Origin of the sequence: Collinsella sp. CLA-AA-H302 (assembly GCF_040093305.1) — a bacterium.
GTDB lineage: Bacteria > Actinomycetota > Coriobacteriia > Coriobacteriales > Coriobacteriaceae > Collinsella.
Genome location: NZ_JBBNJW010000014.1, coordinates 1 through 14,846, shown reverse-complemented (window position 1 = coordinate 14,846; position 14,846 = coordinate 1). Strand labels below are relative to the sequence as shown.

The 14,846-nt window shown below is 60.9% G+C and carries 11 protein-coding genes and 5 tRNA genes; 12 read left to right on the top strand and 4 right to left on the bottom strand.

The annotated features are described in order from the left end of the window. The first annotated feature begins 51 nt into the window (after positions 1 to 51). The 12 genes from dnaN to typA all read left to right on the top strand — a co-directional run bounded on the left by dnaN (position 52) and on the right by typA (position 11,961). Positions 52 to 1,155 carry a DNA polymerase III subunit beta gene (gene dnaN / locus AAAV21_RS09190; RefSeq protein ID WP_349109122.1) on the top strand — a complete coding sequence of 368 codons (1,104 nt, stop codon included), beginning with the start codon at positions 52 to 54 and terminating at the stop codon, positions 1,153 to 1,155. A gap of 9 nt (positions 1,156 to 1,164) precedes the next feature. After that, positions 1,165 to 2,271 (top strand): DNA replication and repair protein RecF, encoded by a 1,107-nt coding sequence (gene recF / locus AAAV21_RS09185; protein ID WP_118388784.1) that lies wholly within the window; start codon positions 1,165 to 1,167, stop codon positions 2,269 to 2,271. Beyond that, positions 2,258 to 2,821, top strand: coding sequence for a DciA family protein (locus AAAV21_RS09180; protein WP_117584032.1), 564 nt, complete (start codon positions 2,258 to 2,260; stop codon positions 2,819 to 2,821). Before recF ends, AAAV21_RS09180 begins: the two co-directional genes overlap by 14 nt. Before the next feature lie 105 nt (positions 2,822 to 2,926). Continuing rightward, the gene (gyrB, locus tag AAAV21_RS09175) at positions 2,927 to 4,957 is read left to right on the top strand and encodes a DNA topoisomerase (ATP-hydrolyzing) subunit B (protein ID WP_117769723.1); all 2,031 of its coding nucleotides are present in this window, start codon (positions 2,927 to 2,929) and stop codon (positions 4,955 to 4,957) included. Positions 4,958 to 5,165: 208 nt separating this feature from the next. Further along, positions 5,166 to 7,877: a DNA gyrase subunit A gene (gene gyrA, locus AAAV21_RS09170; protein ID WP_349109168.1), complete on the top strand. Its 2,712-nt coding sequence runs from the start codon at positions 5,166 to 5,168 to the stop codon at positions 7,875 to 7,877. A 297-nt stretch (positions 7,878 to 8,174) separates the two neighbouring features. Then, positions 8,175 to 8,251, top strand: a tRNA-Ile gene (locus AAAV21_RS09165). A 67-nt stretch (positions 8,252 to 8,318) separates the two neighbouring features. Next, positions 8,319 to 8,394: transfer RNA gene (locus AAAV21_RS09160), tRNA-Ala, on the top strand. 4 nt (positions 8,395 to 8,398) lie between these two features. Further along, positions 8,399 to 8,475: transfer RNA gene (locus tag AAAV21_RS09155), tRNA-Ile, on the top strand. Positions 8,476 to 8,634: 159 nt separating this feature from the next. After that, a complete protein-coding gene (locus AAAV21_RS09150) occupies positions 8,635 to 9,135 on the top strand; it encodes a bifunctional nuclease domain-containing protein (protein WP_349109119.1) in 501 nt (166 codons plus the stop codon). A 33-nt stretch (positions 9,136 to 9,168) separates the two neighbouring features. Further along, entirely contained in the window at positions 9,169 to 9,525 is a 357-nt protein-coding gene (locus AAAV21_RS09145; protein WP_349109117.1) for a hypothetical protein, read from the top strand. Between the two features lie 30 nt (positions 9,526 to 9,555). Beyond that, entirely contained in the window at positions 9,556 to 10,005 is a 450-nt protein-coding gene (locus tag AAAV21_RS09140) for a hypothetical protein (RefSeq protein ID WP_089572580.1), read from the top strand. Positions 10,006 to 10,122: 117 nt separating this feature from the next. Then, positions 10,123 to 11,961 (top strand): translational GTPase TypA, encoded by a 1,839-nt coding sequence (gene typA, locus AAAV21_RS09135; RefSeq protein ID WP_349109114.1) that lies wholly within the window; start codon positions 10,123 to 10,125, stop codon positions 11,959 to 11,961. Positions 11,962 to 12,090: 129 nt separating this feature from the next. Here typA and AAAV21_RS09130 read toward each other — a convergent pair whose 3' ends face one another. From AAAV21_RS09130 to AAAV21_RS09115, 4 genes are all read right to left on the bottom strand, one after another. Continuing rightward, entirely contained in the window at positions 12,091 to 13,236 is a 1,146-nt protein-coding gene (locus tag AAAV21_RS09130; protein WP_117655811.1) for a polymer-forming cytoskeletal protein, read from the bottom strand. A 106-nt stretch (positions 13,237 to 13,342) separates the two neighbouring features. Then, positions 13,343 to 14,032, bottom strand: coding sequence for a TRIC cation channel family protein (locus AAAV21_RS09125; protein ID WP_349109111.1), 690 nt, complete (start codon positions 14,030 to 14,032; stop codon positions 13,343 to 13,345). Between the two features lie 429 nt (positions 14,033 to 14,461). Continuing rightward, a tRNA-Ser gene (locus tag AAAV21_RS09120) sits at positions 14,462 to 14,552 on the bottom strand. 48 nt (positions 14,553 to 14,600) lie between these two features. After that, a tRNA-Ser gene (locus tag AAAV21_RS09115) sits at positions 14,601 to 14,691 on the bottom strand. Positions 14,692 to 14,846: the final 155 nt, after the last annotated feature.

The following is a 14,846-nucleotide window of genomic DNA, read 5'->3' as shown; positions in this document are numbered from 1 at the left end:
AGTGCTATTACTATTATTAAGATATTTATATCTATAGAAAGGTATTAAAAGATGAAGTTCACCGTCAGCCAGAGCTCGCTTACACAAGCCATCGGCGTCGTTATGAAGGGTGTCGCTTCGGCATCCACCCTCCCCATCCTGTCGGGCGTGCTCGTTAAGGCCCAAGACGGCATCTTGGAATTCCAGACCTCTAACTACACCATCTCGATCCGTCATCGCATCGCGGCGCATGTCGAAGAAGGGGGCGAGATGGTTATTCCCTGTAAGATGCTCTCCAATATCACCAAGACCCTCCCCGATGCCCCGGTCACCTTTGAGCTGTCCGAGCGCCAGGTGCTGATTGGTTGCGAGAAGAGCTCTTTCCGCCTGAACACGCTCGATGCCAATGACTTCCCCGAGTTTCCGGCCTATGCCATCGAGAGTGCCGTGGAGCTGCCGACCGATGTCTTGTCCGAAATGGTCGGCCGCGTGTGGCGCGTCACCTCGACCGACAAGGCTCGCCCCATCCTGGGCGGCGTGCACATGAAGGTCGAGAACAACACCGTACGCCTGGTGGCGACCGATTCCTTCCGCTTGGCCGTGTGCGATACGCAGGTCGAGACCTCGACCCTCGAGGGCTCCTTTGAGCTCAACGTTCCGGCTGACGCCTTTAACGACGCGCTGAACATCATGGCCAGCCAGGCGACCATCATGATCGGGGCTACCGACACCCAGGTCGTCTTCGAGGCCGGCAACACCACCTACGTGTCGCGTCGCATCGAGGGCGTGTACCCCAACTACAAGCAGCTCATCCCCGATTCGTGCGTGACGAGCGTCAAGATCGACGTCGCCGCCTTTAACGCCGCCCTCAAGCGCGTGGCCGTTATCGCGAGCGCCAACCCCGCCGTCAAGTTCGAGATCGATGTCGAGAACGGTCAGATGGGCCTGTCCTCCATTTCCAATGACCAGGACCTTGCGCAGGAGACGATCGATGTCGAGGCCGAGGGCGAGTCGGGCACCATCGCCTTCAACTACCACTACATCTTCGGCTGCCTCAATGCCCTGTCCAAGGAGAAGGAGATCACGCTGGAGCTCAAGAGCTACTCGCAGGCGGGCATCTTTAAGTCCTACGACAAGATCAACTACCTGTACCTGGTCATGCCGGTCCGCATCTAGCGCTGCGCCATGACCATGTTCGCCCGCGATCTTTCCGTCGCGCACTACCGCAGCTTCGATAGCTATCGCCTTGCCCTGGACGAGGGCGTGACGATACTTGCGGGACCCAACGCGGCGGGAAAGACCAATCTCATAGAGGCGCTGCAGCTGCTGACGAGCGGCGCCTCGTTTAGGCATCCGACCGCAGCCGAGCTCGTCCATGACGGCGTGGGCTCGTGCAAGATCGAGCTGAGGCTCGAGGGCGACGGCCGCGTGCTTGATATGGGATTGAGCGCGGAGGACGGTAAGCGCTCGTTTAGCCGCAACGGCAAGAGATGCTCTGCCGCCGGTGTGCGCGGGGTTCTTCCGAGCGTGCTGTTTTGCCCCGACCATCTGGACATGGTTAAGCGTGGCGCCAGTGTGCGCCGCGCCGCCCTCGATGACTTTGGCATGCAACTGAGCGCACGCTATGCCGATCTTGCGAGCACCTATGGGCGCTGCGTGACCCAGCGTAACGCCTTGCTCAAGGAGACCTGGTGCTGCCGCGAGATGCTCGGCGCGTGGAACGATTCGATTGCCCGCGCGGGCTCGGCCCTGCTCGTGCACCGGTTGGCTCTGCTCGACCGGCTGGCGGGCCATGTGCACACTGCCTACGGGCAAGTAGCGTCAGGTGAGGCCGCCAACGTGACCTATGCGTCCACGCTGGGGGCTTTGCCCCAGGTCGAGGATCGCGAAGAGCTGAAGGGTTGGGCGTACGAGCGCATGCTGGCCGCCCTTGACGAGCATGCCGACGAGGAAATTCGCCGCGGCGTGACGTTGGTGGGACCGCATCGCGACGAGATTGAGTTTACCGTGGCGGGTCGCTCCGCCCGTTCATTTGCCAGCCAAGGACAGCAGCGCACGCTGGTGCTGTCCTGGAAGGTGGCCGAGGTTGCCGTGGCTCGCGATGTCCTGGGCACCGCCCCACTGCTGCTTTTGGACGACGTGATGAGCGAGCTCGACGGCGAGCGTCGCGGCGCTTTCCTGCGGCTGATTGGCGATGATATCCAGACGGTCATAACTACGACCAACCTGGGGTACTTTACCGATGACCTGCTTGATCGAGCCAAGGTGGTGAGCATGGGTGAGACGTGCTAATTACGAGCGCGAGAGCGAGACAGTCGCCTTCAGCGGGTTTTTGAACGCAGAGCGCCAGCGCATCCTGGCGGCTGCAACGCCTAAGCGCCGTGCGCAGATGGAGGCCGCCGAGGAGTCGCGCACGGTCTATCGCGCATGGAACGCGGTATGCTCGGGCACGCGCGAGGGGCGGCATGTGACGGGACTGCGCTACCTGCCCGAGTCCAATGAGCTGCTGGTGTATCTCGACTCGCCCTCGTGGACGCAGGAAATGACGTTGTTGCGCGAGATCATCCGCGCGCGCATGGAGCGCGCCGGTGCGCATGTGGACGGCCTGGTGTTCAAAACCACCGCGCCCGGTCACACGCCGCCCGCCGCCAAGGAGCGCCTGCGCCCGGCGACGACCGAGCGCCCGCCGGCCCCGCACGCCGACCTAAGTGAGGCCGAGTGCACCGAGATCGAGCGCCAGGTGGCGCCCATCGAAGACCAAAAACTGCGCGAGGCCCTCGAGAATGCCATGAGAGCCAGTGCCGAGTGGGCCAAGGGCGTGCAAAGCAAAAAAGAGCCTTAAATCGCATCTGGTGGCCTTGTAGAGCCAAATACCCTCGGTCCCGAGGGTATTTTTTTACGATAAACTAGTAAGGCTGTACACATTTTCTTGACTGAAGGAGGACGTGTGGCAAACGAAAACGATTACGATGGCGGCGAGATTAAGATTCTCGAAGGTCTCGAGGCCGTTCGTAAGCGCCCGGGCATGTATATCGGCTCGACGAGCGCCAGCGGTCTGCATCACCTGGTGTGGGAGATCGTTGACAACTCCGTCGACGAGGCCATGGCCGGTTTCTGCACCGAGATCCAGGTGACGGTCCACGCCGACAACTCCATCACGGTCGTCGACAACGGGCGCGGCATCCCCGTCGACGAGCACCCTGTTAAAAAGATCCCGACGCTCGAGGTCGTTATGACGATCTTGCACGCCGGCGGTAAGTTCGATAACTCGGCCTATAAGGTCTCGGGCGGCCTGCACGGCGTAGGCATCTCCGTCGTCAACGCACTGTCCAAGCGCGTGGTCGTTCAGGTTCGTCGCGATGGCAACACCTACGAGATGGAGTTCTCGCGCGGCAAGACCGTCAAGAAGATGGAGGTCGTGGGCACCTCGGATTCGACGGGCACCACCGTCACCTTCTGGCCCGACGACGAGATCTTCGAGACCTGCATCTACGATTTCGATACGCTGCACAACCGTCTGCAGGAGACAGCGTTCCTCAATAAGAACCTCAAGATCGTGCTGACCGACGAGCGCGAGGCGACTCCCCACGTGGAGGAGTTTTGCTACGAGGGCGGCATCATCGACTTCGTCAAGTTCCTCAACGAGGGCAAGGACGTCCCCGAGGCCTTTAAGGAGCCCATCTACATCGAGGGCAAATCGGACCCGGACGCTCCCGTGGCCAAGATGGGCGAGGTCGAGGTTTCCCTGCAGTGGAATAGCGGCTACGGCGAGAACGTCATGTCGTTTGCCAACGACATCTACACTCCCGAGGGCGGCATGCACCTTGAGGGCTTCCGCACCGCGCTCACCCGCGTGATCAACGACTACGCGCGCAAACAGAACCTGCTCAAGGAAAAAGACGCCAACCTGACCGGCGACGATGTGCGCGAGGGCCTTTCGGCCGTTATCTCGGTCAAGCTGCCCGATCCGCAGTTTGAGGGCCAGACCAAGGCCAAGCTCGGTAGCTCCTATATGCGCGCGCTCACGCTCAAGATCGTGACCGACGGCCTCGCCGATTACCTCGAGGAGCATCCCAAGCCCGCCCGCGAGATCGTCAAGAAGGCGCAACAGGCCTGCAAGGCGCGCAACGCCGCCCGCAAGGCGCGCGAGGCGACCCGCCGCAAGAGCCTGCTCGAGACGGCGTCTCTGCCCGGTAAACTCGCTGACTGCTCGGTGCGCGACGCCGAGCTGACCGAGCTCTTCATCGTAGAGGGCGACTCGGCGGGCGGTTCGGCCAAGGACGGCCGTCGCCGAGACATCCAGGCGATTCTGCCCCTGCGCGGCAAGATTCTGAACGTCGAACGCGTTGGTGACCATCGCGCGTTCTCGAGCGACACCATCCAGTCGCTGATTACCGCGATCGGCTGCGGTGTCACGACGAGTGCCGGCGACGGCGGCGACTTCGATATCACCAAGGCGCGCTACCACAAGATCATCATCATGACCGATGCAGACGTCGACGGTGCGCATATCCGCATCCTGCTGCTGACGTTCTTCTACAAGTACATGCGTCCGCTGATCGATGCCGGCTACGTCTATGTTGCCTGCCCGCCCATCTTTGGCATTAAGGTGCGCAACAAGATCCATTACGTGTATCCCAACGGCCGCCAGCCCGAAGACGAGATTTTGCGCGACACCATTCAGAGCCTGGGCCTGAACCCCGACGACAACGACGAGGACGGCAAGGCCAAGGATGGCAAGATCACCAAGAAGCGCAAAGGCTATACCGTCCAGCGCTACAAGGGCCTGGGCGAGATGGACCCCAAGCAGCTTGCCTCGACGACGATGGACCCCAAGACCCGCATCCTGCAGCGCGTGTCGATCGAGGACGCCGTGGTGGCGGACCGCGCCGTGCGCGAACTGATGGGTTCCGAGGTCGGCTATCGCCGCGAGTACATCGAGAAACACGCGCATGATGCACGCTTCTTAGACGCCTAGCTTTCCCAGGCACCCCATCTTACCCTTCAGGATTTCGGCCGCCGCACGCAAGGCGCGCGCCCTCATCCTTCAGGGCAACCTGGGGCACCTGGAAAACCTAGGAGGGTTATCCGGTGTTCCCGGTAATTCGTCTCCGTGGTAGGGAACTAATGGACCACGCAAACCATGAGGAGGTAACGTGGCAGACGATATCAACAACAACGAGGGTATGGACGATGCCGGCGACGCCGGTATGCCCGATGATCTGAAGCGCCTGCTCGCCCGCGCCGAGCAGGGCGAGGACGGCGATCCAGATTCCTATAACCCCGACGCCGAGGATGAAGAGGAAGAGGATGACGACGCCGAGCTCGAGGAGAGCTTCGGTGCGGTCGATCGCGGTGCCTCGGCCGGCGAGGATATCAACGGCGGTCAGCTCCAGATTTCGGAGTTCGGCCGCGAGATGAAGCAGTCGTTCATCGAGTACTCGATGTCGGTCATCACGGCGCGCGCCCTGCCGGACGTGCGCGATGGCCTAAAGCCGGTGCACCGCCGCATCCTGTACGCGATGAACGAGAGCGGCATCTACCCCAACCGCCCACACAAGAAGTCGGCCTGGACGGTCGGCGAAGTTATCGGCAAGTATCATCCGCACGGTGACTCCGCGGTCTACGAGGCCATGGTCCGCCTGGCGCAGTGGTTCTCCATGCGCACGCCGCTCATCGACGGCCACGGCAACTTCGGCAACATCGATGGCGACGGCGCGGCGGCCATGCGTTACACCGAGAGCCGCCTGGCAAAGCCCGCCATGGAGCTGCTGCGCGACCTGCAAAAGGATACCGTTGACTGGCAGCCCAACTACGACGAGTCGCTCGCCGAGCCCGTGGCACTGCCCGCGCGTTTCCCCAACCTGCTGGTCAACGGCAGCCAGGGTATCGCCGTCGGCATGGCCACTAATATCGCCCCGCACAACCTCACCGAGGCGATCGAGGCCACCTGCTACCTGATCGACAATCCCGATGCCACCGTCGACGAGCTTATGCAGATCATGCCCGGTCCGGACTTCCCCACCGGTGCCATCATCATGGGCAGCGCCGGCATTAGGCAGAGCTACGAGACCGGCCGCGGCTCCATCACCGTGCGCGCCAAGGCTCACGTGGAATCCACCAAGACCGGTCGCAGCCGCCTGGTCTTTACCGAGATCCCTTACATGGTCAACAAGGGCACCCTGCAGGAGAAGATCGCCCAGCTCGTAAACGACAAGCGCATCGAGGGCATCTCGGACATGCGCGACGAGTCCAACCAGAAGGGCATCCGTCTGGTCATCGAGCTCAAGAAGGGCGTCATTCCACAGGTCGTGCTCAACAACCTGTATAAGTACACCTCGCTGCAGACGACCTTTGGTGCCAACAACCTGGCGCTCGTCAACGGCGTTCCCAAATGCCTGAGCTTGCGCGAGATGCTACAGCACTACATCGACCACCAGGTCGACGTCGTCACCCGCCGCACCCGCTTTGACCTTAAGAAGGCCCAGGCGCGCGCCCATATCCTCGAGGGCTACTTGATGGCTCTCGACCATATCGACGAGGTCATCAGCATTATTCGCTCCTCGCAGACTGACTCCGAGGCTAGCGGCCGCCTGATCGAGCGCTTTGGCTTTACGCCCGAGCAGACCACGGCCATCCTCGAGATGAAGCTGCGTCGCCTGACCGGCCTGGAGCGCGACAAGATCCAGGAAGAGCTGGACGGCCTGCGCCGCGCCATCGCCTACTACGAGGACCTGCTGGCGCATGAGGAGAAGATCCTGGGCGTCATCAAGGAGGAGATGCGCGAGATCTCGAAGAAGTTTGGCGACAAACGCCGCACCGAGATCAGCCATGTCGAGAAGGATCTGGATGTCGAGGACCTCATCGCCGACGAGGACATGGTCGTGACCATTACCCACACCGGCTACGTGAAGCGCATCCCGGTGGCTGCCTACCGCGCCCAGAAGCGCGGCGGCAAGGGCGTGTCGGGCGTCAACCTTAAAGAGGACGACGTCATCGACGAGATGTTTATCGCATCCACGCACGAGTACGTGCTGTTCTTCTCGAGCAAGGGCAAGGTCTATCGCCTGAAGGTGCACGAACTGCCGGTGGGTACGCGCCAGGCCCGCGGCACCGCGATCGTCAACTTGCTGCCCTTCGAGGAGGGCGAGAAGATCGCGAGCGTCATCAGCTGCCGCGAGTTCCCCGCCGACGAGTACCTGATGTTTGCCACCAAGAGCGGCATGGTCAAGAAGACCGTGATGAGCGCCTACGACCGTAGCCGCCGCGACGGCCTGATCGCCATCAACCTGAGGGACGACGACGCGCTGCTCGCCGTGCGCCGTGTGCGCGAGGGCGACAAGATCATCCTGGCCACCACTGCGGGCAAGGCGATTATGTTCTCCGAGGAGCAGGTGCGCGCCACCGGCCGCGACACCAGCGGCGTTCGCGGTATCAGCATGAAGGACAACGTGAGCGTTTTGGGTATGGAGGTCACCAACGGCAACGGTGACCTGTTTGTCATCACCGAGCGCGGCTACGGCAAGCGCACGCCGGTCGCGGATTACCCGGAGCAGAACCGCGGCGGTCAGGGCGTCTATACCATCCAGATGACCGAGCGTAAGGGCAACCTCGCGGCCATGAAGACGGTGGGCCCGCAGCACGAGTTGTTCATCGTGACGGAAGGTGCAACGGTCATTCGCGTCAAGACCGACGAGATCAGCCAGACCGGCCGCGCCACCCAGGGCGTCAAGATGATGTCCGTCGACGACAACGACCGCGTATGCGCTGTCGCCCGCATGACGGCAGCCAAGGAAAAGCCCGAAGGCGAAGGTGCCGAGGCCGCAGCCGACACCGACGACGCCCCAGTCGACCTGGGCGACGGCAACGACATGCCAGAGGATCTCCTAGACGAGTAAGAGGCCCTAACTGGTAAAAATCATCAGACCCCATATATCGGCGGTCGGCGCACTGCGCGCCGACCGTTTTTTTGACAAGCTTGGAGCCCCGTGTCAGACGGCTGGGCGAGATGGGTTGGGTTTGTCGCGAGTTCCGCACGCAAAGAAGGCCACTTAATGTGGCCTTCGTCTTGCGCAGGACTGCCCGAGCAGCAAACCTAACCCATCTCGCCCAGCCGTCTGACACACCCCTCAAAGATTTTCAAAAAAGTTGTTGACGCGCGCGTAACGACTCGTCTAATATATCCCTTGCGCGATGGACCTGTAGCTCAGTTGGTTAGAGCGTCCGGCTGATAACCGGGAGGTCACAAGTTCGAATCTTGTCAGGTCCACCACTTTCTTTCGCAATAAACACCCCAGCGAGAGCCGAGTCGCCGCTGGGGTGTTTATTACTGTCTTCGTGGGGGTTTAGCTCAGCTGGGAGAGCGCGGGCTTTGCAAGCCTGAGGTCAGGGGTTCGATCCCCCTAACCTCCACCATGATGGACCTGTAGCTCAGTTGGTTAGAGCGTCCGGCTGATAACCGGGAGGTCACAAGTTCGAATCTTGTCAGGTCCACCATCAAAACTGTGAAGAGCCTCGAGGTGTTGCCTCGGGGCTTTTTTCTTGTGTGTTATAGAACTCATTTTGGTTTTGTGTGCTGTGCGAAAGATTGGGTAGTATAGCAATTCAATGCGGCGAAGGCGCCGCGTGTTAACCGCTACGTACCGGAGGTGTTCCATGGTTCGTGTCGACATAGAGACCATCGTCATGGCCGCCGGTCCCGTGCCATCGCTTATCGTGCTTCGCGAGCGCTGCAGCAAATCGGACTCCCCTGCGCCGCTACGCTCCCTTTCTATCCAGACTGGTTCGTTTGAGGCCGCGGCCATCAGCCGCGGTATCGACAGCGGCCGCGCCGAGCGTCCGATTGCCCATGACCTGCTGCTCGATACGCTTGATGCCCTGGATGCAAAACTTGAGCGTATCGAGATTGTCCGCGCCGAGCCTCCCGTGTTCTACGCGACGGTCGTCGTTTTGGCCGGCGATAGCGAGCATAGGATCGATGCGCGTCCGAGCGATGCCATCGCCCTCGCCGTGCGCAGCAATGCCCCCATGTTTGTGGAGGACGACATCATGAACCGCCTGGGGACTGTCTCTCCGGTTGCCGAGGAAGTCGATGACGAGCAGGAATTTGAGAAGTTCGACGAGTTCGTCCATACGCTCTCGCCCGATGATTTTTAAATGACGGGTAGCCATGAGACGGAGTGTGCACTAATGGAGCGCGGCGCCTCGGCCGAGGCCGCCGCCATCGCGCGTGAAGCCCAGATGCGCTCGGAGGCATCCGAGGCGGCTCGCATCGCCTATGTGACGCAGGCCCGCACGCTTCGCGAGCGCCGCGGCTCCTATATCAAGATGGTTATCATCTCCGCCCTTGTCGCGGTAATCTGTTCTCGTCTTCGTGGTACAGTTGGTGCGCTTGGGTTTTCGATTTCAACAGGCTTGGTAATCTGGGGTGTGGTCGATGCAGTAATGCTGACCAACCAGATCAAGGTACTCGACAAGCGCGCGATGGATATGGTGCGCGCCCGCGACGCTGCCGCCAAGATCGCTGCCGAGGCACAAGAACTGTAACGACGCCGGATTCGATGGGAAGGTCTAGAGATGGCACAGGATATGCAGGACGCCGGTAACGTCTCCGCCGAGCTCGACGCCATGGTGTGTGACCTGATTGGTGCGTTCTTGGACGACCTTGCCGCCGGCGAGAATCCGGGCGTAGTCGTGGCGATCGAGGACGCTGCTTCCAACCGTTATCTGGCGGCACTCGACGAGGACGGCGAAGAGGCGTGCCTGGAGGCTGCCACCAACTTTATCTCCGAGCACAAGATGGGCCTTAAGGACGAGGGTCTGGGCCGTATCGCCCGCTATGCCATCGGCTATACCGGCTGCGTCGAGATTGACGGCGGCTATCACGACGCTCTGCTCGTGAGCTTCTTTGAGACCACGCTCGAGAGCGGCTTTTCGGCTTACGTGCTGTACGAGGGCATGGGTGCCGGCGATGGTTTTATGTGGAGCGACCCTGAACCTGCAGGCGAGGAAACCCCTCTTATCTAAAATCGCTAAAATAAACGAGTTTTCGGTAAAAGGCTCAATATTCCCGCCGAGCGTTGCATTGCTGGGTGGGTCGCATACGCGTGCCGTTTGTATATGGATAGAAGATAGGGGAACTACATGCGCGTAGACAATCTGAGGAACATCGCCATCATCGCCCACGTCGACCACGGCAAGACGACGATGGTCGACAAGCTCCTGCGTGCCACGGACGCCTTCCGTGCCAACCAGCAGGTCGAGGACCGCGTCCTGGACTCTAACGACCAGGAGCGCGAGCGCGGCATCACGATTCTCGCCAAGAACATCTCTATCGAGTACAAGGACGTCAAGATCAACGTCATCGACACCCCGGGCCATGCCGACTTTGGCGGCGAGGTCGAGCGCGTGCTGCGTATGGCCGACGGCGCCCTGCTGCTGGTCGACGCCTTTGAGGGCCCCATGCCCCAGACCCGCTTTGTGCTGCGTCACGCTATCGACACCGGCCTCAAGATCATGATCGTCATCAACAAGATCGACCGTCCGGGCGCCAACCCCGAGAAGGCCTACAACGACTGCCTCGACCTTATGGCCGACCTGGGCGCCACCGACGACCAGCTCGAGTTTGCCATGGAGCACGTCATCTACGCCAGCGCCATGAATGGCTTTGCCCGCCTTGACCCCAACGACGGCAACATGGACATGTATCCGCTGCTCGATATGATCATCGACGACATGCCCGCGCCCGAAGTTGACGAGACCGCTCCGCTGGCCATGCAGTGCGTGACCATCGACCACTCCAACTTCGTTGGCCGCATCGGTATCGGTCGCGTGTACTCCGGCACCATTCACCAGGGCGATCAGATCCTGGTTGTGAAGAACGACGGCTCCAGCGCCACCGCTACCGTCAAGCAGCTCTTTACCTTCGACTACCTGGGCCGCACCGAGTGCCAGGAAGTCGGCGCCGGCGATATCGCCGCCGTCGTGGGTATTGACCGCACCGATATCGGCGATGTCTACACCGATCCCGAGAACCCTGTCGAGCTCGAGCCCATCGAGATCGATCCGCCGACCCTGTCCATCGTCTTTGAGGCCTCGACCTCCCCGCTCGTCGGTCGCGACGGCGACATCGTGGGCGCCCGTCAGCTCAAGGAGCGCCTGTTCAACGAGGCCGAGAACAACGTGACCATGAAGATCGAGGAGCTCGAGGACAAGAGCGGCGTCGAGGTCTCTGGCCGCGGCATTCTGCACCTGTCCGTCCTGATGGAGTCCATGCGCCGCGAGGGCTTTGAGTTCCAGGTCGGCCGTCCCCGCGTTCTGTTTAAGAAGGACGAGAACGGCAACAAGCTGGAGCCTGTCGAGCAGGCTGTTGTCGAGTGCCCGGACGAGTACTCGGGCAAGGTCGTCGAGGTTTTCGGTACCTCCGGTGGCATCATGACGAGCATGGACACCTCGGGCATCGTGACGCACCTTGAGTTTAAGATCCCGACGCGCGGCATCATGGGTCTTAAGAACCGCATCATGAACGTCACCCACGGCGAGGGCGTGTTCTACCACACCTTCCTGGAGTATGGCCCCTACGCCGGCGAGATCGGCAATCGTCAGAACGGCGCCATGATCTCCATGACCACCGAGAAGGCCGTTGCCTACGCTCTGGGTACGCTGCAGGAGCGCGGCCAGCTGTTCGTTGAGCCGGGCACCGAGTGCTACGAGGGCATGATCGTGGGCGAGCGCAGCAAGGCCGGCGACATGGTCGTCAACATCGCCCGTACCAAGAACCTGGGTAACCAGCGTTCCTCGACCTCCGACATCTCCGTGCAGCTGGTGCCGCCTCGCACCTTCTCGCTGGAAGAGGCGCTGGAGTACATTGCCGACGACGAGCTGGTGGAGATCACTCCCAAGAACATCCGCCTGCGCAAGCGTCTGCTCAACGCCACCGACCGCAAGAAGGCAGCCGTCCGCGCCGGCCAGGTCAACAAATAAGCGCTGGGGCTTATAACCGCCAATAAGAAAGGGCGTCGACCGCAATGGTCGGCGCCCTTTTTGGTGTAATGGGGCCAGGTTATTTTGCGCCACCGCAAAGGTGCCTGGCCCTTTTGCGGTGGTTGGCGGCTAGGCGGTGGGGAGTCCTGGCGTGTTGGAGGCTTGTTGGGGCTTGAGGTGGGCGTTGCGCCAGATGATCTGGATAACGTAGCCGAGCATAAAGACAAATGCCACGCCGCTGATGAAGTCGCCGATGAGGGGAAGTCCTGTGAGGGCGCCTGCGGCCACACCGCCGACGGCTGCCATGGCGTAGCGGTTCTGGTTGTGTCCGATCATGCGGGCGATCGCGCACCCCGCAAAGGCGCTCGACACCAACGCGATGCCGATAACGCCGCACAAGAGGGCTCCGGCAAGCGACAGGCCGGCAATCGAGATAATCAGCAGCAGGACGGCGGGGACGACAGCAATCGTACCCAGAAGACCGCTCACCCACAGGGGCGTGGGGCGTTGGTGGAGCATTCCGGCGGCGCTGGCGGTCGCACGCGGAAAGACGAGCTCGAGCAACAGGGCGATAAAGCAGGTCGAGAGCGCTGCGGCGACGATGCCGCCGACGATATCGTTAAGGGTGGAAGTATCTTCGTTCTCGGTGCGGTCGATCTTGAGCGCGCCGACCTCGGCTCCTGCGGCGCGCTCGGGGTCCTCGGAAACATGCGCGTTCACGGTGCCGGTGATGTGCGCGTTTTTACCCAAGATGAGCTTTTCGGCCCAAACCTCGACATCGCCGTCGACGGTGCCATCGATGGTCACGGTGTCGCCCGCGAGCACTGCCGACTTGGTAGAACCGCGCAGGGCAACCGTCTCGCCTATCGCATAGAAACAGCTGGCGGTGCTGTCGGCGTTGAGTACAACGTGCTGACCGGCCACTGTAACACTGCCATCGATCGTGGTTTTGGCGATGTCGATGGTGCGTGCCGCAAGACGAACGGCGCCACCCACGGTGCAGTCGCGAATCGAGAGGGTCTCGCCCGCCGCGATGATATCGCGGCCGATGGAGGTGTCGTCCAGGTTGAGGCTCTGACCGGCCCAGTACAGGTCGCCTTCGACCCCGGACGGGGTGGAGCCTTCGTCGGTCGTGAGTACGTTGCCGGCGGTGTCTGTGCCGGCGAACGAAGCCGTGGGAAGTACGGTCAGCGCAAGCACAATCAGTGCGAACAGGAGGGCGATGCGGCCACGCGCTTTACGGCGCCGGGACGACGGTGCTAGGTTGCAAGGCATAGTGAATCCTTCGTTAGATACTCGACATGTATCTAACAGGGTACCCAACGCGCGGGTGCTCTAAAAGAACCTCTCGGTTGCATTTCGGAGGGCTGTGCCGTGCTGTCTACTTTTTGCGATGCAAAAAACGTGCGATGTCGTCCTCGGTGGGACTTTTGATGTCAAAGCGCAGCGAGAGCCAGCGCAGACCCATGGTCACGACAACGCATACGACTAGCGCGGCGACATTGCTGACCAAGCCACTCATGACGAGGCTTACATAGCTTGCCGATCCGGCGATGGCCGCGATGGCATAAAAGTTAGTGCGTTGGAAAATGCCCGGAACCACGCCCATAAAGCCGTCGCGCAACATGCCGCCACCCACCGCGGTGAAGAAGCCCATCATGATGCACACCGCCGGCGCAAAGCCGTAGACCAGCGCCTTGTCTGCGCCAGTTGCCGCATAGATGCCGACCGAGATGATGTCGAGCAGGGGAATGAGTTTCTCGGGTTTATCGACGATTGCCGGGAAGATGTAGATGATGGCCGCCGTGGCGATGGAGAGCGGCAGCGCCATCGGTTGGTTGAGGATGTAGACGTTGCCGACCTGGAGTGTCATATCGCGCAAAAGACCACCGCCCAGGCCGCAGACCACGGCGAGTGCGACCGCGCCCACCAGGTCAAGCTTATGCTCGCGCGCGACCAACACGCCCGAGATTGATGCCGCGACAACAGCGAACATCTCGAGCCAAAAGGGGATAGCGACCATGGCATCCGAGGCATGTGAGGTAACGGTTATGGCGGTGGCGACGGGCAAGATGGGGTCCTTTGAGTTGCGGGTTTGGATAATGCCCGTACATAGTACATGTTCGGCGGGCCTGGCGGCCCTATTGCTCGGTAAACGGTCGGGACTGGATGCGGGCGTAAGCACCAAACGTGCACGTCAGCCTCCAAAGACGTCGAAAAATGTCGGTTTTGGAGGGTGGTGTACACATTTGTGATTTTGGGCCGGGATCGAACGTGATACGGGGGCGGGTTGAATAGGAGGGATGTCCAAATTTTGAGCGGAGCTCAAAATTTATTCGGTCGGCTTACGCCGACCGCGCTGCGCTAAAAACGCGCCACTGGCGCGTTTTCTTTACGCTCCGCGCCCTGGCGGGTTCGAATCCCTCCTCCTCCGCCGTATTTGCTTGTAAGGGACTCAAAAGAAAAAAGCCCCCAATACCGGGAGCTTTCTCAATCTAAATGGCGGAGGAGGAGGGATTCGAACCCTCGTGACCTTATACAGGCCAAACGGTTTTCGAGACCGCCGCATTCAACCACTCTGCCACCCCTCCGCGTGGGGTAAAAACAAAGCAGGCTCAAAGGCCTGCTTTGGAATTAACTGGCGGAGAGTCAGGGATTTGAACCCTGGAGACGCTTTTGACGCCTACACGATTTCCAATCGTGCTCCTTCGGCCACTCGGACAACTCTCCGTTAAATGCGAAAGTCAGTATACACGAGGAATCGCAAAGTGCAAACAGAAAACTTGGCATTTTTTGAAACGCTTGGCTTCCCTTGATTCGCAACTTCATCCGAACACTTCCCACATTCATCCGTACATGTACGGATGAATGTGGGAATCCGATAC

Coding starts and splice junctions, on each gene's coding strand:
- dnaN (WP_349109122.1), top strand. CDS start 52: ATGAAGTTCACCGTCAGCCAGAGCTCGCTTACACAAGCCATCGGCGTC.
- recF (WP_118388784.1), top strand. CDS start 1,165: ATGACCATGTTCGCCCGCGATCTTTCCGTCGCGCACTACCGCAGCTTC.
- gyrA (WP_349109168.1), top strand. CDS start 5,166: ATGGACGATGCCGGCGACGCCGGTATGCCCGATGATCTGAAGCGCCTG.
- AAAV21_RS09150 (WP_349109119.1), top strand. CDS start 8,635: ATGGTTCGTGTCGACATAGAGACCATCGTCATGGCCGCCGGTCCCGTG.
- AAAV21_RS09145 (WP_349109117.1), top strand. CDS start 9,169: ATGGAGCGCGGCGCCTCGGCCGAGGCCGCCGCCATCGCGCGTGAAGCC.
- AAAV21_RS09140 (WP_089572580.1), top strand. CDS start 9,556: ATGGCACAGGATATGCAGGACGCCGGTAACGTCTCCGCCGAGCTCGAC.
- typA (WP_349109114.1), top strand. CDS start 10,123: ATGCGCGTAGACAATCTGAGGAACATCGCCATCATCGCCCACGTCGAC.
- AAAV21_RS09130 (WP_117655811.1), bottom strand. CDS start 13,236: ATGCCTTGCAACCTAGCACCGTCGTCCCGGCGCCGTAAAGCGCGTGGC.